Here is a 21,733-nt window from a genome sequence, read left to right as displayed (position 1 = left end):
AAAGCTCGCCGCTGAAGCGTCTCCCACGTCCGACGACCTCGACCCCGTAGGGTGCGCCGCGCGCACCAAGCCCCCGCCGAATCCCTGGTGCGCACGGCGCACCCTACGCAGCCTGGTCATGCTGGAAAATCCACGCTCCCGGCACGCCCCCACACATTCCGCAGCGCAAAAAAAACGGCAGCCCAATCGGGCTACCGTTCTCGAACTCGGAGAAAACGCCAGTGCCTCGCACCGGCTACAACCTCACCTGCATTCCCTAGGGAATGCCCTAGCAGTCTGACAAAAGCCAGGGGCAGCGTCCGTTTAGCTTTGTTAACTGCCTGCAAAGAAATGTAAACGCCGGGTGACCAGGCGGTCCCGGCCGCGGCACAATCACGCCCATGAACGCCTACCACCCCGCCTGCTGCAGCCCCCTCGACGATCACGACCCGCTACCGCGCCCCCTGGCCGGCGCGCAGCTGATCAGCACGCGCTTCGATCCGGCGCTGCTCATGGAGGATGACTTCGCTCGCTGCGCCATCGCTCCGGTGCGTGGCGTGGCCAAGCGTCAGGCCGAATACCTGGCCGGGCGCCTGTGTGCGCGCGAAGCGCTGCGCCGCGTGACCGGCCAGCCCGGCGTGCCGGCAGTCGGCGCGGACCGCGCGCCGCAGTGGCCGTCTGGCGTGGTCGGCTCCATCACCCATGGCGACAACTGGGCCGCAGCGCTGGTCGCGCCTGACACTCGATGGCGCGCTCTGGGCATGGACGTCGAACGCCTGCTGCCCGCCGCCCGCGCCCTGCGTCTGCAGGACGAGATCCTCACCCCCGCCGAAGTGCAACGGCTGCAGGCGCTGGATGACGAAGCCCGCGCAGCGCGTATCAGCCTGACCTTCTCGCTCAAGGAAAGCCTGTTCAAGGCGCTCTATCCGCTGACCCTGACGCGCTTCTATTTCCACGACGCCGAGCTACTGGAGTTCGATCAGGACAGCGCGCGCCTGCGCCTGCTGATCGACCTCAACACGCACTGGCGCTCAGGCGCCGAGCTGGACGGTCAGTTCGTGCTGTTCGAGGGCAAGGTGCTGAGCCTGGTGGCCGTGGCGGCGTGATCATGCAACACCCCGCCATACGCGGATAACCCGGTGCGCGCGGCGCACCCTACGATGCATGCGGCGGTCGCGGCGTAGCCCGGATGAAATCCGGGAACAGGTGGCCGGCCAGCCCTGGATTGCAGTCGGGCCACAGCACTGGCAAGAACTGGACGGTCAGTTCGGGCTGTTCGACGGCAAGGTGCTCAGCCTGGTAGCGGTGGCGGCGTAACCCTACATCCCGGCATGCGTGGATAATCCGGTGCGCGCGGCGCACCCTACGATGCAGGCGGCGGTCGCGGCGTAGCCCGGAAATCCGGGAACAGGTAGCCGGCCAGCCCCGGATTGCAGTCAGGCGCCCCAGACTCAGCCTGGTGGCGGTGGCGGCGTGATCCTACACCCCGCCATACGCGGATAATCCGGTGCGCGCGGCGCACCCTACGGGGCGGGGTGCACCATGCGCATCGAGCCTAATCGCCCTGCCGCCGCGGCCATACCAGGCTGAAACGCGCGCCGCCGAGGCTTTCGCTGCGGCCGATCTGCGCGCGACCGCCGTGCCAGTAGATGATCCTGCGCACGATCGACAGGCCCAGCCCGTGCCCGCCGGATGCCCGCGTGCGGCTGTCGTCAAGGCGCAGGAAGGGGCTGAACAACCGCTCCCAGGCCTCTTCAGGCACGCCCGGCCCGTCGTCCTCGACATCGATACGGCAGCGCTTGTAACCGACCTGACAGCTGATCAGCACCCGCCCTTCGGCGTAGCGCATGGCGTTGTTCACCAGATTCTGCAGCGCCCGGTGCAGATAGCGCGGCTCGGCTTCGACCCAGCAGGCGCCGTCGGCCTGCACGCTGAGCACCGCGCCACACTCCACGCGCACCTTGTTGCTCAGCGGCGCCAGCTCGTCGATCACCTGATCGATCAGCCCCTTGAGCTCCACCTGCTGGAAGTTCAGCGCCGGCGAGCCCTGCTCCAGGCGCGCATAGGTCAGCATCTCGTCGACCAGCTTGTCGAGGTCCTGGATATCGCTGTCCATGCCTTCCATGTATTTGCGTCGAGCACTGTCGTTCGGTGCATCGGCGATCATTTCCAGGCCGAAGCGCAGGCGCGCCACAGGCGTGCGCAGCTCGTGGGACACGGCCCGTACCAGCTCGCGCTGCGTGTTCAGGGAGGTCTGCAGGTGTTCGGCCATGGCGTTGAAGCTGCTGGCCAGGCGCCCCACCGAGTCGGCACCGCGCGTCGGCACGCGGGCATCCAGGCGGCCACTGGCGATATGCGTGGCGGCACTTTCCAGGGCACGCAGGCGCTGCTCCAGCGAGCGCACCAGCAGATAGACGATCAGCCCGATCAGGCTCAGGCCCAGCGCACCGATCAGCACCAGCAGCTGCGGCGGATAGGGGTTCATCTGGTACAGCGGGCCGATCTCCAGCACCCAGGGCGTATCGACGATGCCGGAGAACACGTAGATGGAGTCGCCGCCCTTGCCCAGCGCCATCACCGTATCGCCCTCGTCGATACGCCGGCGCTGGTCGAGGTCGAGGGTGGCATCCGCGAGCCGCACCAGCCGCAGGTCGAAACCGAACTGCTTGGCCGCCTTCAGTTCGTCCAGACGCCGTGGCTGCTCGCTCACCGGGTAGCGGATCAGCTCGTCGATCAGCAGGTAGTTGGTGGCCCGCGCCAGTTGCTCGCTGATCTGCTGGATCTCGCCCGTCAGCAGCAGCGGCTGCTTGCCGTCGAGCAGGCCATAGACCTTGGCCGAATGCGGGCCGGTCTGGCGCACCAGCACGTGGCCGCGCTGCAGGCGATTGCGCTCGCTGCTGTCCAGCGCCACGTCGCTCAGGGCCTGCAGCTCCAGCGGGATGCCGAGCAGGCGCGACCACACCACCAGGGCGCGCTTGCGCTCCACCTCGTTCATCGGCAGCAGGTTGTCCGCCATCAGACGGAAGGTGCCGCGCGCCAGGCCTTCGCGGTACTGGTCGCCGCGCACCTCGTTGACCAGGTGCAGCGTGCCGACGCCCAGCAGCGCCACTAGTACCAGCGCGGCGAGCATGCCGCCATAGATGCGCAGGAAGATCGAGTTCATGGCCGCCCGATCAATCGCGCAACAGCGGCGGCGCATCAGCGAACGGCAGCGCCTCGGCGGCCTCGGCGACGAACAGGTAGCCCTTGCTGCGCACCGTCTTGATCATCCGCGGATGCATCGGGTCATCACCGATCTTCGGTCGGATACGCGAGATGCGCACGTCGATGGAGCGGTCCTGACCGTCGTACTCGATGCCGCGCAGGGAATTGAAGATTTCCTCTCGCGACAGGATGCGCCCGGCGTTGACCGCCAGCAGCCACAGCAGGTCGAACTCGGCGCTGGTCAGCTCGATGCCCTGCTCGCCCAGCCAGGCCTCGCGCATGGCACTGTCGATAGCCAGCGCACCGAACTGCAGGCGCCGCGGCTGGCCCTCGTCACGCTCGCTCTCGCCACCCTCGCGGCGGCGCAGCAGCGCGCGGATGCGCGCCAGCAGCACGCGTGGGCGCACCGGCTTGCACACGTAATCATCGGCCCCCATCTCCAGGCCCAGCACCTGATCCATGTCGTCGGTACGCGCAGTGAGCATCAGGATCGGCCCCTTGTAGCCGCCACGCACCTTGCGACAGATGCTCAGGCCGTCCTCGCCCGGCAGCATCAGGTCGAGCATCACCAGGTCCGGCTGCTCGGTGAGAATCCGCGCTGCGGCGCGGGCACCATCGGCCTCGATGGCCACGCGCAGGCCGTTGCCCTCCAGATACTCGCGGGTCAACTGCGCCAGGCGCTGGTCATCCTCGACGATCAGAATCTGCCACGCTTCTTGTTCCACACCCTCTCCCCTTTGCATACCGGCAAGCCGCAAATACGGCAGCCATTCTAGGGGCTCTGCGCCTCCGGGCGCGAGCGGCAAACCGGCGCGCCAAGTCAAGCACAGCACATGCCAAAAGCACTATATATAGTGGTAGTCTGTGCGCCGCCGAACGGCTTCGCCAACAGGCGGAAAAGCTTCCTTCAGGGGCGACGAACGGTCATCTTCAGCCAGAGCCAGAAAACACGCGGGCTAGGCTGTTCAGACCCACAAGGCACCCACACCTTATCCACAGGTTGTTATTTTTCTAGCGCCTTGCAATGCCTCCAACAGCGCACTATCTTGTATCCCCATCGCGCGGCACCTACCAGATATTGGGTTGCCACAAAAAACCGGACACAAAAAGAATGAATCGCGCAAGCCCTTTTCACAGGGTTTTCCAGATGTTCCGAGCAACCGTTTCACCCTAACCCAGGCCTGGCCTGGGTTACAGCCACGTCGCAACGCCAGGCGCTGCGCGTGAGCCGGTCAGACAGCGGTCTTGTCCGCCTGTCGACCACTATATGTAGTAGGCGGGGTGTGGTAATACCCCGCTGTGACTTATGCGCCAGGACGGCACTTGAAGTCGTGCCCACCTGCCCGCTCTTGCGACACCCCGTGCCCGGCCCCGCTGCCGCGTGCGGCTTGAGTTGTTAATGGAATGAACGGCGGACAGGGCACGATTTCCAATCGTGACGTCCAACCAAAAATTACAGAACACGGAGATCTCCATGCATACCGACACTACTCGCGAGAACCCGCAGGCCGCCGCGCCGCAGGCCGCCGAATCCTCCCAGGATCTGGCTGCCACCGCACCCGGCCAGCTGCGTGTGATCAAGCGCAACGGCACTGTCGTCCCCTACACCGATGACAAGATCACCGTCGCCATCACCAAGGCCTTCCTCGCAGTAGAAGGCGGTACCGCTGCCGCCTCGTCGCGTATCCACGACACCGTCGCGCGCCTGACCGAGCAGGTCACCGCCACCTTCAAGCGCCGTATGCCCTCCGGCGGCACCATCCACATCGAAGAGATTCAGGACCAGGTCGAACTGGCCCTGATGCGCGCCGGCGAGCAGAAAGTCGCCCGCGACTACGTGATCTACCGAGAAGCCCAGGCCGCCAAGCGCAAGAGCGCCGGTGCCGGCAGTGAAATCGCCCAGCCGCACCCGAGCATCCGCATCACCACCGCCGCCGGCGAGCTGCAGCCGCTGGACATGGGCCGCCTGCAAACCATCATCAAGGAAGCCTGCGAAGGCCTGGCCGAGGTCGATGGTTCGCTAATCGAGCGCGAAACCCTGAAGAACCTTTACGACGGCGTGGCCGAGAAGGACGTCAACACCGCCCTGGTGATGACCGCCCGTACCCTGGTCGAGCGTGAGCCGAACTACAGCTACGTCACCGCCCGCCTGCTGATGGACAACATCCGCGCCGAGGCCCTGACCTTCCTCAACATCGCTGGCAGCGCCACTCACCACGAGATGGCCGAGCTGTACGCCAAGGCCCTGCCCGCCTACGTCGAAAAAGGCGTGGAGTTCGAGCTGCTGGACGCCAAGCTGAAGACCTTCGACCTGGAGAAACTGGGCCGCGCCATCGATCACGAGCGCGACCAGCAGTTCACCTACCTGGGCCTGCAGACCCTGTACGACCGCTACTTCATCCACAAGGACGGCATCCGCTTCGAACTGCCGCAGGTATTCTTCATGCGCGTGGCCATGGGCCTGGCCATCGAAGAGCCGAAGAACCGCGAAGACCGCGCCATCGAGTTCTACAACCTGCTGTCCTCGTTCGACTACATGGCGTCGACCCCGACCCTGTTCAACGCCGGCACCCTGCGTCCGCAGCTGTCCTCCTGCTACCTGACCACCGTACCGGACGACCTGTCGGGCATCTACAACGCCATCCACGACAACGCCATGCTGTCCAAGTTTGCCGGCGGCCTGGGCAACGACTGGACTCCGGTGCGCGCGCTGGGCTCCTACATCAAGGGCACCAACGGCAAATCCCAGGGCGTCGTGCCCTTCCTCAAAGTGGTTAACGACACCGCCGTGGCGGTCAACCAGGGCGGCAAGCGCAAGGGCGCGGTCTGCGCCTACCTGGAAACCTGGCACATGGACATCGAGGAATTCCTCGAGCTGCGCAAGAACACCGGTGACGACCGTCGCCGTACCCACGACATGAACACCGCCAACTGGATTCCGGACCTGTTCATGAAGCGCGTCTTCGAAGACGGCAAGTGGACCCTGTTCAGCCCGTCCGAAGTGCCGGACCTGCACGACCTGACCGGCAAGGCCTTCGAAGAACGCTACGAGTACTACGAAGCCCTGATCGAGTACGGCAAGATCAAGCTGTACAAGACCATCCAGGCCAAGGACCTGTGGCGCAAGATGCTCTCGATGCTGTTCGAGACCGGCCACCCCTGGCTGACCTTCAAGGATCCGTGCAACCTGCGCAGCCCGCAGCAGCACGTGGGCGTGGTACACAGCTCCAACCTGTGCACCGAGATCACCCTGAACACCAACAAGGACGAGATCGCCGTCTGCAACCTGGGTTCTGTCAACCTGGTCAACCACATCGTCGATGGCAAGCTGGACATCGAGAAACTCGGCCGCACCGTGAAGACCGCCGTGCGCATGCTCGATAACGTCATCGACATCAACTACTACAGCGTCGACCAGGCGCGTAACTCCAACTTCAAGCACCGTCCGGTCGGCCTCGGCCTGATGGGCTTCCAGGACGCCCTGTACCTGCAGCACATCCCCTATGGCTCCGACGCCGCCGTCGAGTTCGCCGACAAGTCGATGGAAGCCATCAGCTACTACGCCATCCAGGCTTCCTGCGACCTGGCCGAAGAGCGTGGCAGCTACTCAACCTTCGAAGGTTCGCTGTGGAGCAAGGGCATCCTGCCGCTGGACTCGCAGCAGATCCTGATCGAAGCCCGTGGCCAGAAGTACATCGACGTCGACCTGTCCGAGTCGCTGGACTGGGCGCCGATCCGCGAGCGCGTGAAGAAAGGTATTCGTAACTCGAACATCATGGCCATCGCGCCGACCGCGACCATCTCCAACATCATTGGCGTGTCGCAGTCCATCGAGCCGACCTACCAGAACCTGTACGTGAAATCGAACCTCTCCGGCGAATTCACCGTGATCAACCCCTACCTGGTTCGCGACCTGAAGAACCGCGGCCTGTGGGACCCGGTCATGGTCAACGACCTGAAGTACTACGACGGCTCCGTGCAGCAGATCGAGCGCATCCCGCAGGACCTGAAAGACCTGTACGCCACCGCCTTCGAAGTGGAAACCAAGTGGATCGTCGACGCTGCCAGCCGTCGCCAGAAGTGGATCGACCAGGCTCAGTCGCTGAACCTGTACATCGCCGGCGCCTCGGGCAAGAAGCTGGACGTGACCTACCGCATGGCCTGGTACCGTGGCCTGAAAACCACCTACTACCTCCGTGCCCTGGCTGCCACCAGCACCGAGAAGTCCACCATCAACACCGGCAAGCTCAACGCGGTTTCCGCCGGTGGCGACGAAGGCTTCTCGGCCAAGGCCCAGGCCCCTGCCCAGCAGGCTGCTTCGGCCCCGGCGCCCGTACCGAAAGCCTGCGCCATCGATGAGCCCGACTGCGAGGCTTGTCAGTAAGGCTTTCGCGTGGATCTGAGCGGCATTCGCGGCGTTACCTGCTAGAGCGGCCCCCATCACGTACATGCGTACGCTCAGGGGCTCCACTCCAGCAGGTGCCTTGCGACTACTCGCTCAGCTACACGCTCGAAGGGTTGGATAGAAAGCTAGAGCAACACACTGATCAGTCCCCTCTCCCGCTTGCGGGAGAGGGCTAGGGAGAGGGCAAGGCTTTTGTAGGAGCGGCTTCAACCGCGAAGCTCGCGGATAAATCCGCTCCTACCCGAGCCCTACCCCTCTCACCAATTCCCGCCCCTCCTCCTCCGGGTCGAGTGGCAAAGGTCAGCCAGCAATCCACCGCCTGCTGACCAGTGGTACCCGTTTACCCTTGCGCGCATCACGCAACGGAACATAATTCAAATTATCTGTATATCCATACAGGCCGGTTCGTTAACCGGCCCTCACGCAGGAGCCAAGCCATGCTGAGCTGGGATGAATTCGACAAGGAAGACGGCGCAGAAGCAGTCGCCGCAAGCAAAGCCAACGCACAGAGCGCCGGCACCAACTTCGACAAGCTCGACAGCGAAGCTGCCGGCTCGGTCGAGCAGGCCCGCGCCGTCGACGCCAGCGACTCCGACGCCGTCGCCCGCGCCAAGAAAGCCCTGAACGACCTCGACATCCAGGAAGGCCTGGACGACCTCGAAGGCGCCGCCGCGCGCGTACAGGTCGGCGACAAGCAGATGATCAACGCCCGCGCCGACCTCAACCAGCTCGTACCCTTCAAGTACGACTGGGCCTGGCAGAAGTATCTGGATGGTTGCGCCAACCACTGGATGCCGCAGGAAGTGAACATGAACGCCGACATCGCGCTGTGGAAGAGCACCGACGGTCTCTCCGAAGACGAGCGCCGCATCGTCATGCGCAACCTCGGCTTCTTCTCCACCGCCGACAGCCTGGTGGCCAACAACCTGGTACTGGCCGTGTACCGCCTGATCACCAACCCCGAGTGCCGCCAGTACATCCTGCGCCAGGCCTTCGAGGAAGCGATCCACACCCACGCCTACCAGTACTGCATCGAGTCCCTCGGCATGGATGAAGGCGAGATCTTCAACATGTACCACGAGATCCCGAGCGTCGCGAAGAAGGCCTCCTGGGGCCTGAAGTACACCCGCTCGATCTCCGACCCGAACTTCAACACCGGCACCCCGGAAACCGACCGTCAGTTCCTCAAGAACCTGATCGCCTACTACTGCGTACTGGAAGGCATCTTCTTCTACTGCGGCTTCACCCAGATCCTCTCCATGGGCCGCCGCAACAAGATGACCGGCACCGCCGAGCAGTTCCAGTACATCCTGCGTGACGAGTCCATGCACCTGAACTTCGGCATCGACGTGATCAACCAGATCAAGATCGAGAACCCGCACCTGTGGGACGCCCAGATGAAGGACGAAGCGACCCAGATGATCCTGCAGGGCACCCAGCTGGAGATCGAATACGCGCGTGACACCATGCCGCGCGGCGTACTGGGCATGAACGCAGCGATGATGGAGGACTACCTCAAGTTCATCGCCAACCGCCGCCTGACCCAGATCGGCCTGAAGGAAGAGTACCCGGGCACCACCAACCCCTTCCCGTGGATGAGCGAGATCATGGACCTGAAGAAGGAGAAGAACTTCTTCGAAACCCGCGTGATCGAGTATCAGACTGGTGGGGCGTTGAGCTGGGATTGATGGCTCGCTGACATCAGAGTAGATTGACCCTACACCTGCCATGGATGTTGGGCTTGAAGCTTAAATAAAAAGCCCCGCCTAGTGCGGGGCTTCTTATTTTTGGAGTTTTCATGTTCTGGCCTTTTAAAAAACAAAAGACCTATACCCAACCTTCCCTAGAGGAAATAAAAAAGCGGGCTAAGATCTTAGTAATAGACGACAGCGAATTTGCTTATGCCCCTCTTTTCAAAAGGGATGGATACACAATTGAGAAGTGGGATGATGTAGAAAATCTAGAACAACTCGAAAATAATTACTTCGATTTAATACTTCTTGACATTCAAGGCGTAGGACAAAATGAGTCGGAGGAAGAGGGTTTTGGAATACTAAAGCACATCAGAGAAAAATCACCCGCTCAAATTGTTATTGCATTTTCGAACGCTGACTGGTCGTTAAAATACCAAGGATTCTTTGACTTAGCAGATAGCAAGCTAGCAAAAAGCCAAGACTACGTAGAATTTAAACGTATTGTAGACAACCTACTAATCCAGAGATTTAATCCAAATTTTTATATTGAAAAAATTGAAAGAATCAAGGGATTGAACCCCACAGAAAAACAAAAAATAATTCAAGCAGCCAGAAGCTCTATAATCAGCGGCAAGATTGAGCTTTCTAATAACGCATTGAAAGGCCTATCCAAAGAAGATGGTCAATTCATACTAGCCATCATACAAACCGCAGTAGCAATAGCCTCACTATGACAGAACTAGCACTGCCTCACATAATCCATAAAGTCAAGCATGACGGCCAGCTTATAAGATGGCCGCAAAAGTGCAAAGACTGCAAAACAAATGAGTGCCAGGAAAAGAATAGTGCCATCATGCTTTGTTCTTATGGGTACAATTTTTTAACTGTAAACGACATCACATTGGCAGGCTTTATTTGCACAGACCATTCATCCTCATCCAAAGCAAAGTCAAAAAATCTAAGAAATGAAAAAAACCAAACAATTAGTCTTCATCTAGTCACTAGCCAGGCAGCCACATTAAGATATAAATCCACGAAGCTCTCAGTAACCCAACAAGAACAAAAAAACTCAGCACGAGACGAATTCCTAAACAATGAATCCTTTAAAGACGAATTCATCAACGAAATCAAACAAGATATCTTAAAAGGACTTTCCTTCGTCCATGATTACAAACAAATAAATGCCACAATATCTCAAAATATAAACGTAATAATAGAGACACGATACCCCGGACAAGACCTAGAGCAAAAAATACAACACGCAACACAACAAGAACAAGCAATTTACTGGGCAAGCAAATTCTTACAAGAAAAGCTCAATGTTGCCAAATATCTCCTTAATCCAGACTGGATAACAAGAGAAAGTGAGACAAGCTTATTCAGATTCCACGGACTCGCCTTAAAGTACATAAAACTTTATAACGACACCTTTAGAAAAAAAGGCATATTACCTACAGTTAGCGGAACCAGTCATAAAAATATACTAGCTAACCCTGAGGCCATATCAGTAATAATTCAAACTTTTCTCGATAACGCTCAAAAATACTCAAAGAAATCAGGTAAAGTAGAAATATACATTTCCGACGAGCTAGACCATATTCTTTTTTCGGTAGGATCATACGGCCCAAGAATACTAGATAACGAGAGAGAGCTAATATTCCAACCTTTCAAACGTGCTAAAGATGCAATCAAAACACAAGAAGAAGGTGCTGGCTACGGCCTTTATATTTCACAGCTAATAGCAAAGCGTATTGGAACAATTATTGAAGTCGAACAAGACGCGCATCTAAAAGAAAGACAAGGCCATTGGACAACTTTCACAATAAGAATACCTACCAACTCGTGGAAGTAAGAATTATCGGATAATCGGGATACGGATAATCGAGGACAGACCACGATTAACCGGCGCCGTCCATGACCCTTTTCGCCCTTACGGCGAGTCACTTGACTCACTTCGCTCGCCCTTCGGGCCAGCCTTCGGCTGTTACTCCGCTGCGCTCCGTTTCTCTTTGCTCGCGCAGAAAGTAACCAAAGAGAAAGCGCGCCCGACATCCGGGTTTCGCTGCGCGAAACTCCCCTCGCTCCGGCGCTGTTCCGAGGGTCGTCGCGAAGGGCCATCCCTGGCCCATCACTCCTCGTTTGGCATCCATGCCAAACGCCCCTCTCCACAGCACCTCCACTCGGCCTCCTGACGGGATTCGGGATCGCGGTGCATGAGCGTTTTGTGAAAGGCAAAGCAACAAACAAGAGCAGAGCTTAAAGAGCCAGAGCATCGCGGCGTTGCCGCGATGCTCTGGCTCTTTAATGTTTTGGGAACACCAATCGCATAGGCGACGCCAAACGCCCCGTCAGGAGGCCGAGTGGAATCGTTGTGAAACGAAGCGCAGCGAAGTAACAGCCGCAGGCTGGCCCGGAGGGCGAGCGAAGCGAGTCAAGGGGTTGAGCGGCATGGATGCCGCGAGAGCCGCGATGGGCCAGGGATGGCCCTTCGCGGCGTGCCCCTGGAGCAACGATGGAGCGAGGGAACCCGACGAAGTCGGGCCGGATGGTAGGGGCAAAGACCTTTTGCTTACTTTTGGGGCTTTTGCCAAAAGTGAGCCGCTGTAAGAGCGGAACCGGTGTGAAAATCACCACATTAGTGGAGGATTCACGCATTATCAGAGACCGCCATATCGAACGATGGAAAAAAGGAGCAGTGATTAATGGATAAAACCAATATAGATTCCCCGACCAATTCTGAGTCAGTTTTCACGAAAGCTTTCTGGATATTCTTGACGCCAACCCTTGGCGCACTTATTTACTCTACAACTTACTTGATAGGTGTAACGTACCATCAAACATGGGCAGGACATTTCAACATTGGCTCAGGGCTATTTGAAAAATCAACAGCAGATTACTTTACCTATGCCTACATAGCACTCTTGCAAATATGCAGCAACTGGGTGAACATCATAACTGACTTAAAAATAGTTTCATTCCTTCTAATTACAACAACCCTGCTTGTAGCTTATATCTTCATCCTATCCTGGCTTTCGCGTCCCAACAAGTCCAACACCACCAAACCCAAGAACAAGTCACTGGCGCTCGCCATATCTATCCCTGCAATTTCAGCCGGCATAACAACAATAATCCTAGCCATACCTCTAGCAGCTAACATCTTTTTGATTGCACCCGCCTACACCGGATATAAAGCAGCTCAGATATCAATCGAGAGAAGCGTCTTGAAGTTCAGGACTGGATGCGAGCACGTAAAAAAACGTAGCGAATATTGCGTCCGCCTTATGGATGGAGAAAGCGAAATCGCCCGAGGCTTTCTGATCGACTCTTCAAGCGAACGCATCGCACTCTACCTTGGCGAAAAAGCATCGGTATATCCTCTCAAGGATTATCGGATAGAGACATTGCTCCCCTCCGCAACCAATACGGACGCCCAAGATTGATTGATCAATGCTCGCAGGAATACCTGCGTAACGCTATGCGCTACAGACCACTTGACTCATGATCAAAGCAATGCAGCCGATACAAACTCGGCTGCAACTAGCCGTCAGCTGAGACAACAAAGGATTGGAAAAGAATGAAGATTTCGCTAGGTCAGTTCGCAAGATTACTGGCTCCCGCATCTACACTACCACTAGTCATGGCTTTACTTTTAGGTGTGGCGATGTTGTCACTGCCTCAACAATCGTACGCGAAAGGCTGCGGCCCGGCGGGAGCCTCACTGCAGCAAGGCCCTAAGGGAGGCTGCTATTACATCAATCGGAACGGCAATAAAACGTATGTGGATAGGGCATGTTGTCGTTAGCAACTAGCAGCAAGTAACCCGTACAACCGCTGATGGTGGATGAAAAGCGCCATCCACCCTACGCCCCGTACGCCATTGACCACCCACAATCACACCTCTACCCTGAGCCACAGCGCCTAAGAAACGCTTCACGCAGCGGCAAAACTGCTCCCGAAAGCAGCGGTGTATTCCATTGAGGTAATGGATATGCCTACCCAATCCGCATCCCCCGCTATACCCGCCCTTGCGGGCGAAATCCTGATCCCGCAAACCTTCACCCGCCACCGCAGGCAACTACGCGCCCTGCTGCTCGAACAGCAATGCTGGTTCTGCGCAACGGATCTTGGTCGGCTGATCGGCCAACCGCATCTGGACGAACGCGCCACGCGCACACTCGACGCTGACCAACTACTCGATGCCGTGGTGCTAAACACCCACGGCCAACCGGAGACGACAAGGCTGATCAGCGAATCCGGCGTCTATGCCGCGCTGATCCACTACTACCACCCGGAAAACCGCTGCATCCGCCGCTGGATCACCGCCGACGTGGTGCCGATGCTGCGCGAAGCCGAACAGGCTACCGAGCGACGCCCGAGGCGCGAGAACCGTCAGGGGCTGTCGCTTCTGCATTGGCAAGGCGATACCTGGATACCTTACCGGCCTGCGTAACCAGCGCCACTCAGAGGGTGGATGGTCAGAAGGTCATCCACCTTACGTGCTACTTGTCCAGCTCGCGCCGGATATCGGCGCTGGGTACCTGAAAGGCTCCAGAGTGATAGGGTTTGGCGCCATAGACGGTCGCCACGTACTGGCAGGGAATGGAGCCCTTGTTAGCGATCAGCGAACGAATCGCTTCGTCACCCAATGCTCGCGTAGTTGTGCCTTCATCGAGGGTCTCGTTGAAAGACAAGGCAGCCACAAATGCAAAGCCATCCCCGCCTTCATGCCGGGTATCGCGCTCGACGAAACCAGAGGCCAACGTCTTCATGAAGTGCCCGACCGAGAAATCCACATCATCGTCCAGGGCGCAGTACATCATTCCGCCTACGAAGCCCTCTCCAGGGCCAAACAAATTGAGCAGATCGACATCCGAGCGGAACCGCAAATCATAGAAGCGAGCGTCTGCTTGAGCGCTAATCGAATCGTAATGCAAAGCAGCAATCGGCTTGCCATGCCCCTTGGCACAACCGCTACCCAGAAGTACCAGACCAATCAGAAAGAACCTGAACATCCTACCGCCTCATGTAGCTCACAACGGATTCGAAGATGTAATCCTCAGCAGATAGTCCTTCCGCCATGGGGTTACAAAACATATCCCGCGCGTTGTAGTGGTTGATATCCATGACATGGTTGACGTCTGGCCCACTACCGACAGACCAACGTTCCCCGAATTCAGCCACGGAGCGAGTAGCCCGGACGACCGCTGACGGTGGATGAAAAGAGCGTCATCCACCCTACGGATCGCCGATATACCGGGTGTAGGGTGGACAACGCGAAGCTTGTCCACCATGGTTCAGATACAACCATCGCTCAAGGACGAGCCGCAATGCCCAATTACCGACGCGCCCGCGTGGCTGGCGCCACCTACTTCTTCGCCGTCAACCTGCGCGATCGCACCAGCGATCTGCTGATCCGCGAAATCGACTTGCTGCGCGAGACGGTGCGCGCCACCAAAACCCGTCACCCCTTCCATATCGATGCCTGGGTGGTGCTGCCCGAGCACATGCATTGCCTGTGGACACTTCCGTCTGGCGACGCCGACTTCGCCCTGCGCTGGAAGGTCATCAAGTTCGCTTTCAGCAAACGCCTACCCGCCACCGAAATGCTAAGCGCCAACCAACAGAACAGGCGTGAGCGTGGTATTTGGCAAAGGCGCTACTGGGAACATCTGATCCGTGACGAACGCGATTACCAGCGCCACTTCGATTACATCCACTACAACCCGCTCAAACACGGCCATGTGGCACGGCTGGCGGATTGGCCCTATTCCATCGGGCAGTGGCGCAAGGCATTTACCCAGCAGATTGGTGTGGGGTGCCGGAGCAGGTCGAGGGTGGTTATGGTGAGTGAGCGACCCGATGGTGGATGAAAGAAGCGCCATCCACCCTACTAACCTTTACCTTTCTTCCTGGCAATCGCCTTCATCCGCGCCGCGGCCTTCTGCACGGTGGCCATCTTCTCGGGCCGTTTCATGCCCCGCCATTTGCGGATTTCCTCGCGCGTGCGTCCACAGCTGACGCACAACTCGCCGTTGAGCTGACACAGCGACACGCAGGGGCTCTCAATGTCCTTGGCCACGCTTGCCCCTTGCCGGTCGCTCGACCGAGAACGCCACGTGTTCAGCGATGCTGGAAACGCTGATGCCCACTTCATCGAAAGCGGCCAGCGTCAGTTCCAGCATTCTCGCCTTGTCCGAACTGGCGAGTGAGCGCGCCCTGCTCGCCTCGCTGTCGAACATCCAGGTCACGAGCAGGCTCTGTGGAAAACGCTCGTAGTCCACCTCATGGGTCAGCCACTGGAAGCCGACGATTTCGCTTTTCGCCGTTTCGCAGGCAAAGGTCAGGGTGCGGATCAGCTCGCGCTCGATGCCTGCGTGTTTTCGTTTCGGCGATGACATAAGGCTCCTCTGGCTCGGTATGCGCTGCGACGCCATGTTACCCGAGGCACTACAGGCCGAGGCCAGGTTGATGGAGCGGCGCTGGCGCTCGTGGCGCAGAGTGTCAGCGGCTGCGGTCTCTAGCGGAGCATGGCAACGTGCAAAACCCGGTTAACTTTACTCACGACGACTCGGCCGCCGATCCGCCGCATGCCTACAGGCTCAGAGCCTACCTGAGCCAGGCCTGGCTCTCGGTAGGGTGTTTCCCGTCTAGGGCGCATCCGGCCTGCCAACACGCGCCAGGCTCGACTCGCCTTCGCTGCGCTCTTCCCTCACCACACTGAACGAGCCATCGGTCTCCAGGACGACCGCGGCCACATTGGCGACCGTTTCGATTCCCGCAGCGCGAATAGCCGACCGCACCTCGTCCTCGGTAACGCGGGCAGCCCGCATGGCGCTACGCAGGAACTGACCATGGTGAAACAACAGCGCCGGCTCCCCGGTGACCAGGCGGCGAACCCAGCCGACCCGAACACTGGTCCAGGTGACGATAAACTGCAGGCCGATCAGCAAAGCCATAGCCAGCGCGCCCTGAGCCAGGGAAACATCCTTGTTGAGCAAGATAGTGGCGAAGGTCGAGCCGAGGGCGACGGTCACGACCAGATCGAAGGCATTCATCTTGGAGAGAGTGCGCCTGCCCGAAAGGCGCAGGAAGGCAACCAGGCAGATATAGGCCAGCAGCCCCACCGTCACTGTTCTGATGAGTACCTGCCCGTTATCGAAAAACATCCCATCCATCACTGTTGTCCTTTTTCAAGTTGGCTGCATACGAACTACGACAACGGTGCTGTGATTTCTTCCTGATCAATGCAGGCGGTGTCGCGCTGACACGCATGCAGGCGGGTGAACACGGCCGCAGGTTACAATTCTGCTCCACACCCAGCCCCGCGGAGCTTTCCCCGAATGTTCCCCCTCTCTCACCTACCGCCAGGGCGTCTCGCCCGGCGAGCGCGCCGCCGTGGCCAACTGGACAAGGCAGCTTATCGACCTCGCCATCGCCCACCAGGGCAGCTACTACCTGCCGTATCAAATCCACGCCAGCCGTGAGCAGTTCCTCGCAGCCTATCCGCGCGCCGAAGCGTTCTTCGCGCTGAAAAGGCGCGTCGACCCAAGCAACAAATTCCGCAACAAGCTGTGGGATGCCTACTATCGTGCAGGCCAGCTCCATAGCGAATAACCGCTGCGCCAAATGCTGAACGAGACAATCCATCCTGGCTGCCGCCCCTCACGCATCGTCAGAAGCACTCGCCGTGGCTCTGTGACAGCCAAAACCCACGCGCGCATCAACGAAACCGATGCGATGGGCCGCATCGGTCAGCCAAAGGACGCATCAAAGTCTGCCAAGCCAGTACTGCGGGCGCCGACGGTGATGGGCAACGGCCAACACCTGGAAGCCGTCAGGCTTTGGCCGGTAGATGATCGATAGCGGAAAACGTTGAAGGGAGACGCTGCGAATATCTGGCTCAAGTTCAACCTGCCAGGCGCTGGGGTGATTTATCAATCAATGTAGCCAAGGCCTGAAACTCATTGATTAATGCCCCACCTAATCCTGGAACCTTCGATTCGTAATAACCGACTGACTCCAGAAACTCGGCTTCCGCTGCCGGGTGGAAAAAATACTTCATCGAATCAGGGCTCTGGCCTTCTTCATGACCTCGTCGCCCGACACCGCCTGAATCGAGCCACTATCAAGTTCTTGTGCACGCCGCTGTGCTTCAAGCAACCAGTCTGAGCGCAGTTCGTCTTCCGAAGGGGCATCCAGACTCAAGACCAGACGCTGGATCGGCTGTGCCCGCTCCTTTTTTGAAAGATGCAGGGCTTCATCCTCGATCTTCTGCAGATCCATGGCCTCACCTCTCGCTTGTTTACCGGCAAATCTTGGCACGGATGCTTAGCAGGTGCCATGGCTATGGCCCCTTGAACAGTCGTCACACCGAACACATCCCACCCGGCACCGTCAGAATCCACTCGCGCACGGCCTGAATGCTCGGGTCATTGCGCCGGCTTTCCGGGTACACCAGAAAGAACGGTTTGCCCTCCAGCTCAGGCCCGAAAGGCTGAACCAAACGCCCCGCCGTCAGCTCGTCCTCGATCAGTTGCCGGCTCATCAGCGCCACGCCCTGAGCGCCGACGGCGGCCGAGACGGCGTGGGTCTCGTCAGAGAAGACCAACCCGGCAGCGACATCCAGCCCCGGCACCTGGGCCTGCTTCTGCCAGACGGCCCAATCGAGGGGTGAGGAAATCACTGCCTGGTTGCGAAAGTGAATCAGCGTGTGCCGGGGCAAGTCGGCGGCATCGTGCAGCCCCAGCAGCGGGCTGCAGGCCGGAATGAAGGTGTTGTCGAAGAGTTTTTCCGCCACCAGCCCGGGCCAACGGCCATCGCCGTAGCGAATGGCGATATCGGCGGTGACGCCGTCGAGCGCCACCGGCTCGTGCGAGGCATGAATGCGCAGGTCGATATCCGGGTGGGAATCGCGCAGCAGGCAGACCCAGGACAGCAGCCAGCGCACTGCCACTGCGGGCGTGGTGCTGAGGGTGACCGCATGCCGGCGCGGTGCGGCGCTGAGCCGATCGACCGCAGCGCCGATGCTGTCGAAGGCGCTTTCCAGCACCTGCTGCAGTTCGCGCCCGGCCAGGGTCAGTTCCAGCTTGCGGGGTTTGCGTAGAAACAGTGCGACGCCGAGGGATTCTTCCAGCGCACGGATCTGGTGGCTGATCGCCGTGGCGGTGACGGAGAGTTCCTCCGCGGCCTGCTTGGCGCTCTCATGACGAGCCGCCGCCTCAAAGGCGCGCAAGGCAGATAGCGGGGGTAGTCTGCGCCGGCTCATAGCTGAATTTTCCTCATCTGTTTAAGAAAATATTGATCGTTTGTCGTCACATATGGGCGAACTTAGCCTGTCCCTGCAGCTTTTCACAGATGAATAGAAATTCAAGCAGGAGACTCGCCATGACCCATATTCTGCATCTCGATGCCAGCGCCCGCCCCGGCCTTGCCGGCAAGGATGAACACGGCTCGCACAGCCGCAACCTCAGCCATCGCTTCGTCAGCCAGTGGCAGGCACGCCGTCCGCAGGACGTCGTCACCTATCGCGACATCGGCCAGAACCCGCCATCGATCATCAGCCATGACTGGATCGCCTCGTCCTTTACCCCCGAGCCGCAGCGTGAGGCCTGGATGCGCGACACCCTGGCCGAGAGTGATCGCCTGGTGGACGAACTGATCGCCGCCGACGTGCTGGTGATCGGCACGCCGCTGTACAACTTCGGCATGCCCGCCGCGCTCAAGGCGTGGATCGATCAGGTGGTGCGCCCCGGCCGCACCGTGGAGATGGACGACAGCAACCCGCTCGATCCCTATGTGCCCAAGCTGGCCGACCGGCCACGCCATGTGGTGATCCTCACGGCGCGCGGCGGTGTCGGCTTCGATGCCGGTGGCGAGATGGCGCACATGAACCATCTGGAGCCGAATCTGATCACCGCGCTCGGTTTCATCGGGCTCACCCGCGTGCACCAGATCGCCATCGAAGGTCAGGAAGTCGGCGGCGAACTGCTTGCCGAGTCGGTCAGGCAGGGGCTGAGCAAGGTCGATGCGCTGGTGGCAGAACTGCAACGCTCCGTGCAGGCCGAACGCGTCGCACAGCCGGCGTGACGATGCGAGGGCTTCGCGTGGATGGCCGCGGCGCCACCCGCGTTACGCCCTGCGGCGCAGGCTTCGCCCTTCGATGCTCTGTAGCGCCTTGCGCGCAGTGTCGATGAAAGGCAGCACGATCAGGCTGTACAGGCTCTGGTAGCGATGCGCATCGCGTTCGGCGGTGCCGAAGCTGAGCGGCTCCGGGGTGTGCGTGGTGGTGTAGAGGGTGCCGAACATCCAGTCCCAGATCGACAGGTTGGTGCCGAAGTTCTTGTGGAAGTGGTGCGGGGCATCACTGTGGTGGATCTGATGCTGCGCCGGACTGTTGAGCAGGTGTTCCAGCCTGGGCCCGAAGGAGAGCCAGATGTGCGTGTGGCGCAGGTTGGCCGCCAGGCAGTTGAAGATGAACACCAGGTAGGTCACGCCGAACAGCGTGTAGCGGCTGATCTCGCCGCCGCACAGGTACCAGAACGTCCCGGAGTAGGCGCCCAGCAGTACCAGCGTCAGCAGGCTGTCGGCGAGTTTTTCCACGACATGCACACGACTGGCGGTAAGCGGCACCAGTACGGGTGCGACGTGGTGAACCTTGTGGAACTCCCACAGCCAGCGCGAGTGGAAGGCGCGGTGCGTCCAGTAGCTGGCGAAGTCGTTGATCAGGAACACGCCCAGGCCGTAGAGCAGGCTCAGGCCAAGGTTCTCACCCAGTTGCGGCCGGGCGCCCCAGAGGTTGGTGAAGAAAGCCATGTAGTCGGCCGAATGCAGCAAGTAGGGGTCGACCAGGCCGATAACCGGCACGATCAGCAGCACGCGCAGCAGTGCACGGACGAAGTAGTAGCGGTAGTCGAGCAGCGCCGAGGGATGCAGCAGCACCTGGCGCCCACCGATGAACTGCCAGAACGATGCAATACCGCTGCTCACGCGACGCCGGCGATAAAGCAGATAGGCCACGCTGTAGGAAAGCAGGATGAAGACCAGGCCGATACGCCCGTTGAGGTCGAAAAGCCCCTGAAACTGCCTGATCACGACGGCCAGCAGCTCGGTCAATGGATTAGCTGCCAGCGACAGCTCTTGCATCACTCCAGCCTCCCCCGGCAAAAGTGGCGGAATGATAAGCAAGAATGATGCTTTGGCAAATGAGAATAGTTACTTAAACGCACCTTTTGCCAGCACAGCGTTAGCCAGCACAGCCGCATCCGGCTCAGCGTTTGCTGCAGGCGAACAGCGCGTTGCCGGAGCTGGCATCCCACTGCGCCAAGCGCTGATAGTCGTGCTCCAGCACCTGCACTTCGAAGTACGGCGCCAGCAGGGTCTGCAACTCGGCGAAGCTCACCGCCACCATCGGATGCTCGTCGTGCCAGATCTCGCTCTGCTCGCCCAGGGTGCGTTCGATGCGCAGGCGCAGCGCCTGCTGTTCGCCGTCACCGCGGTAGTACCAGCCGGAGCTGAAGCGGAAGTGCCCTTCGCCATGCTGCGCGCTGTGGGATACGAACGAAGCGTTGTCGATGCGCTGCTTGTCCACGGCGTTGAAGCAGAACACCCCGCCCGGCACCAGGGCACGATGCACGCTGGCGATACAGGCCTTGAGCCGCTCGATGCTGGCGCTGTAGTGGATGGAGTAGAGAAAACAGGTGATCAGATCCAGCGGCTCGTCGACCTGAAAACCGCACATGTCCTGCCGGGCGAAGCGTGCCTCGGGGCAGCGCTGGGCGGCGCGGTCGAGCATGGGCTGGTTGATGTCCAGGCCGCTGCTGGCGTAGCCGGCATCGAGAAAATGGCGCACGTGCGGACCGGTGCCGCAGGCTAGGTCGAGATGGCGCTTGCCGCCGTTGCCGAACAGTTGCTGCAGGCGGTGCACGCAGTGGCTCTGCGCGGCGTAGTCGATGTCCGCACACATCAGGTCGTAATAGCCTGAAAGATCGGTATAGAGGGCGTTGCCGGACATGATGACCCGCCAAGGGGAGTCGAGGGGCGCGCATCATAGCTCAGGCCGCGCGGGGGCAGAATCACTATCGCTGCCGTCGATGTGCCGGTGGTCCGATCACGTCCGGCGCAGCCTGTGCAACGTTGACGGTGCGCCTCTTCAAACAGCGGGAAGCCCTCTACCGTGGGGCTTTCGCCAGCTATCAGGCGCATCGATTTTCACCATCAAGCCAATGAAGTTCTCCCAGAAAATCCAGTGCGTAACATCTGCTCCAGACCCAACCACCCCCCCCTGGAGCACCAAAATCATGAAACGCCAACTCATCCTCAGCTTCGCTTTCTCCGTACTGGCAGCCAACGTATTCGCCGCTTCCTCCGCCCAACCTGTAGTCGCCGAAGGTGGCTCCGACCGTCTGATCGAAAACCGCGTCGCCGAAGGTGGCTCCGATCGTCTGATCGAGAA

21 protein-coding genes and 1 pseudogene are annotated in these 21,733 nt (G+C 59.6%); 11 read left to right on the top strand and 11 right to left on the bottom strand.

Annotated features, from left to right (window positions below; genetic code table 11):
* Positions 1-380 precede the first annotated feature (380 nt).
* Together BLS61_RS11825 and BLS61_RS23665 are read left to right on the top strand one after the other, a co-directional pair.
* Entirely contained in the window at positions 381-1,085 is a 705-nt protein-coding gene (locus tag BLS61_RS11825) for a 4'-phosphopantetheinyl transferase family protein (protein WP_090431048.1), read from the top strand.
* 58 nt (positions 1,086-1,143) lie between these two features.
* Entirely contained in the window at positions 1,144-1,296 is a 153-nt protein-coding gene (locus BLS61_RS23665; RefSeq protein WP_167358721.1) for a hypothetical protein, read from the top strand.
* Positions 1,297-1,534: 238 nt separating this feature from the next.
* Here BLS61_RS23665 and BLS61_RS11820 read toward each other — a convergent pair whose 3' ends face one another.
* A complete protein-coding gene (locus BLS61_RS11820; RefSeq protein WP_090431046.1) occupies positions 1,535-3,142 on the bottom strand; it encodes an ATP-binding protein in 1,608 nt (535 codons plus the stop codon).
* Positions 3,143-3,152: 10 nt separating this feature from the next.
* Positions 3,153-3,908: a winged helix-turn-helix domain-containing protein gene (locus tag BLS61_RS11815; protein WP_090431044.1), complete on the bottom strand. Its 756-nt coding sequence runs from the start codon at positions 3,906-3,908 to the stop codon at positions 3,153-3,155.
* A gap of 749 nt (positions 3,909-4,657) precedes the next feature.
* On the opposite strand from BLS61_RS11815, the gene BLS61_RS11810 reads away from it, so the two are divergent.
* From BLS61_RS11810 to BLS61_RS11790, 6 genes are all read left to right on the top strand, one after another.
* A complete protein-coding gene (locus BLS61_RS11810; protein ID WP_090431042.1) occupies positions 4,658-7,567 on the top strand; it encodes a ribonucleoside-diphosphate reductase subunit alpha in 2,910 nt (969 codons plus the stop codon).
* A 458-nt stretch (positions 7,568-8,025) separates the two neighbouring features.
* Entirely contained in the window at positions 8,026-9,276 is a 1,251-nt protein-coding gene (locus BLS61_RS11805) for a ribonucleotide-diphosphate reductase subunit beta (protein WP_090431040.1), read from the top strand.
* Between the two features lie 110 nt (positions 9,277-9,386).
* Positions 9,387-10,016: a DNA-binding transcriptional response regulator gene (locus BLS61_RS23445; RefSeq protein ID WP_139205552.1), complete on the top strand. Its 630-nt coding sequence runs from the start codon at positions 9,387-9,389 to the stop codon at positions 10,014-10,016.
* Positions 10,013-11,134 carry a sensor histidine kinase gene (locus tag BLS61_RS11800; protein ID WP_090431038.1) on the top strand — a complete coding sequence of 374 codons (1,122 nt, stop codon included), beginning with the start codon at positions 10,013-10,015 and terminating at the stop codon, positions 11,132-11,134. Before BLS61_RS23445 ends, BLS61_RS11800 begins: the two co-directional genes overlap by 4 nt.
* Before the next feature lie 850 nt (positions 11,135-11,984).
* Positions 11,985-12,722 (top strand): hypothetical protein, encoded by a 738-nt coding sequence (locus BLS61_RS23440; RefSeq protein WP_139205551.1) that lies wholly within the window; start codon positions 11,985-11,987, stop codon positions 12,720-12,722.
* A 548-nt stretch (positions 12,723-13,270) separates the two neighbouring features.
* Entirely contained in the window at positions 13,271-13,732 is a 462-nt protein-coding gene (locus BLS61_RS11790; RefSeq protein ID WP_090431034.1) for a BRO-N domain-containing protein, read from the top strand.
* Positions 13,733-13,781: 49 nt separating this feature from the next.
* On the opposite strand, the gene BLS61_RS11785 is transcribed toward BLS61_RS11790, so the two are convergent.
* A complete protein-coding gene (locus tag BLS61_RS11785) occupies positions 13,782-14,294 on the bottom strand; it encodes a hypothetical protein (protein WP_090431032.1) in 513 nt (170 codons plus the stop codon).
* 315 nt (positions 14,295-14,609) lie between these two features.
* Between BLS61_RS11785 and BLS61_RS11780 the strand changes: the two are divergent.
* Positions 14,610-15,133 (top strand): annotated as a pseudogene (locus BLS61_RS11780) (REP-associated tyrosine transposase).
* 39 nt (positions 15,134-15,172) lie between these two features.
* Here the strand turns inward: BLS61_RS11780 and BLS61_RS11775 are convergent.
* From BLS61_RS11775 to BLS61_RS11765, 3 genes are all read right to left on the bottom strand, one after another.
* Positions 15,173-15,361: a DUF1289 domain-containing protein gene (locus BLS61_RS11775; RefSeq protein WP_090431030.1), complete on the bottom strand. Its 189-nt coding sequence runs from the start codon at positions 15,359-15,361 to the stop codon at positions 15,173-15,175.
* A complete protein-coding gene (locus BLS61_RS11770) occupies positions 15,345-15,680 on the bottom strand; it encodes a hypothetical protein (RefSeq protein ID WP_090431029.1) in 336 nt (111 codons plus the stop codon). The genes BLS61_RS11775 and BLS61_RS11770 overlap by 17 nt, the downstream gene beginning before the upstream one ends.
* Positions 15,681-15,929: 249 nt before the next feature.
* The gene (locus BLS61_RS11765) at positions 15,930-16,457 is read right to left on the bottom strand and encodes a DUF421 domain-containing protein (RefSeq protein WP_090431027.1); all 528 of its coding nucleotides are present in this window, start codon (positions 16,455-16,457) and stop codon (positions 15,930-15,932) included.
* Positions 16,458-16,677: 220 nt separating this feature from the next.
* Between BLS61_RS11765 and BLS61_RS11760 the strand changes: the two genes are divergently transcribed.
* Positions 16,678-16,896, top strand: a complete 219-nt coding sequence (locus BLS61_RS11760) for a hypothetical protein (protein WP_244157940.1) — start codon at positions 16,678-16,680, stop codon at positions 16,894-16,896.
* Between the two features lie 292 nt (positions 16,897-17,188).
* On the opposite strand, the gene BLS61_RS23660 is transcribed toward BLS61_RS11760, so the two are convergent.
* From BLS61_RS23660 to gcvA, 3 genes are all read right to left on the bottom strand, one after another.
* Positions 17,189-17,344, bottom strand: a complete 156-nt coding sequence (locus tag BLS61_RS23660; RefSeq protein WP_167358720.1) for a hypothetical protein — start codon at positions 17,342-17,344, stop codon at positions 17,189-17,191.
* The gene (locus BLS61_RS11755; RefSeq protein ID WP_090431025.1) at positions 17,341-17,565 is read right to left on the bottom strand and encodes an addiction module protein; all 225 of its coding nucleotides are present in this window, start codon (positions 17,563-17,565) and stop codon (positions 17,341-17,343) included. The genes BLS61_RS23660 and BLS61_RS11755 overlap by 4 nt, the downstream gene beginning before the upstream one ends.
* A gap of 82 nt (positions 17,566-17,647) precedes the next feature.
* Entirely contained in the window at positions 17,648-18,547 is a 900-nt protein-coding gene (gcvA, locus tag BLS61_RS11750; RefSeq protein ID WP_090431023.1) for a transcriptional regulator GcvA, read from the bottom strand.
* Between the two features lie 119 nt (positions 18,548-18,666).
* Between gcvA and BLS61_RS11745 the strand changes: the two genes are divergently transcribed.
* Positions 18,667-19,368: an FMN-dependent NADH-azoreductase gene (locus BLS61_RS11745; RefSeq protein ID WP_090431021.1), complete on the top strand. Its 702-nt coding sequence runs from the start codon at positions 18,667-18,669 to the stop codon at positions 19,366-19,368.
* Between the two features lie 42 nt (positions 19,369-19,410).
* On the opposite strand, the gene BLS61_RS11740 is transcribed toward BLS61_RS11745, so the two are convergent.
* On the bottom strand, positions 19,411-20,424 hold the full coding sequence (locus BLS61_RS11740; RefSeq protein ID WP_167358719.1) for a sterol desaturase family protein: 1,014 nt from the start codon (positions 20,422-20,424) through the stop codon (positions 19,411-19,413).
* 124 nt (positions 20,425-20,548) lie between these two features.
* The gene (locus BLS61_RS11735; protein ID WP_090431017.1) at positions 20,549-21,292 is read right to left on the bottom strand and encodes a class I SAM-dependent DNA methyltransferase; all 744 of its coding nucleotides are present in this window, start codon (positions 21,290-21,292) and stop codon (positions 20,549-20,551) included.
* Positions 21,293-21,733: the final 441 nt, after the last annotated feature.

Origin of the sequence: Ectopseudomonas guguanensis, from assembly GCF_900104265.1 — a bacterium.
GTDB lineage: Bacteria > Pseudomonadota > Gammaproteobacteria > Pseudomonadales > Pseudomonadaceae > Aquipseudomonas > Aquipseudomonas guguanensis.
The sequence above is the reverse complement of the archived record's forward strand: the minus strand, read 5'-3'. Positions and strand labels throughout refer to the sequence as shown.

Coding starts and splice junctions, on each gene's coding strand:
- BLS61_RS11825 (WP_090431048.1), top strand. CDS start 381: ATGAACGCCTACCACCCCGCCTGCTGCAGCCCCCTCGACGATCACGAC.
- BLS61_RS23665 (WP_167358721.1), top strand. CDS start 1,144: ATGCGGCGGTCGCGGCGTAGCCCGGATGAAATCCGGGAACAGGTGGCC.
- BLS61_RS11820 (WP_090431046.1), bottom strand. CDS start 3,142: ATGAACTCGATCTTCCTGCGCATCTATGGCGGCATGCTCGCCGCGCTG.
- BLS61_RS11810 (WP_090431042.1), top strand. CDS start 4,658: ATGCATACCGACACTACTCGCGAGAACCCGCAGGCCGCCGCGCCGCAG.
- BLS61_RS11805 (WP_090431040.1), top strand. CDS start 8,026: ATGCTGAGCTGGGATGAATTCGACAAGGAAGACGGCGCAGAAGCAGTC.
- BLS61_RS23445 (WP_139205552.1), top strand. CDS start 9,387: ATGTTCTGGCCTTTTAAAAAACAAAAGACCTATACCCAACCTTCCCTA.
- BLS61_RS11800 (WP_090431038.1), top strand. CDS start 10,013: ATGACAGAACTAGCACTGCCTCACATAATCCATAAAGTCAAGCATGAC.
- BLS61_RS23440 (WP_139205551.1), top strand. CDS start 11,985: ATGGATAAAACCAATATAGATTCCCCGACCAATTCTGAGTCAGTTTTC.
- BLS61_RS11790 (WP_090431034.1), top strand. CDS start 13,271: ATGCCTACCCAATCCGCATCCCCCGCTATACCCGCCCTTGCGGGCGAA.
- BLS61_RS11785 (WP_090431032.1), bottom strand. CDS start 14,294: ATGTTCAGGTTCTTTCTGATTGGTCTGGTACTTCTGGGTAGCGGTTGT.
- BLS61_RS11770 (WP_090431029.1), bottom strand. CDS start 15,680: ATGTCATCGCCGAAACGAAAACACGCAGGCATCGAGCGCGAGCTGATC.
- BLS61_RS11765 (WP_090431027.1), bottom strand. CDS start 16,457: ATGGATGGGATGTTTTTCGATAACGGGCAGGTACTCATCAGAACAGTG.
- BLS61_RS23660 (WP_167358720.1), bottom strand. CDS start 17,344: ATGAAGTATTTTTTCCACCCGGCAGCGGAAGCCGAGTTTCTGGAGTCA.
- BLS61_RS11755 (WP_090431025.1), bottom strand. CDS start 17,565: ATGGATCTGCAGAAGATCGAGGATGAAGCCCTGCATCTTTCAAAAAAG.
- gcvA (WP_090431023.1), bottom strand. CDS start 18,547: ATGAGCCGGCGCAGACTACCCCCGCTATCTGCCTTGCGCGCCTTTGAG.
- BLS61_RS11745 (WP_090431021.1), top strand. CDS start 18,667: ATGACCCATATTCTGCATCTCGATGCCAGCGCCCGCCCCGGCCTTGCC.
- BLS61_RS11740 (WP_167358719.1), bottom strand. CDS start 20,424: ATGCAAGAGCTGTCGCTGGCAGCTAATCCATTGACCGAGCTGCTGGCC.
- BLS61_RS11735 (WP_090431017.1), bottom strand. CDS start 21,292: ATGTCCGGCAACGCCCTCTATACCGATCTTTCAGGCTATTACGACCTG.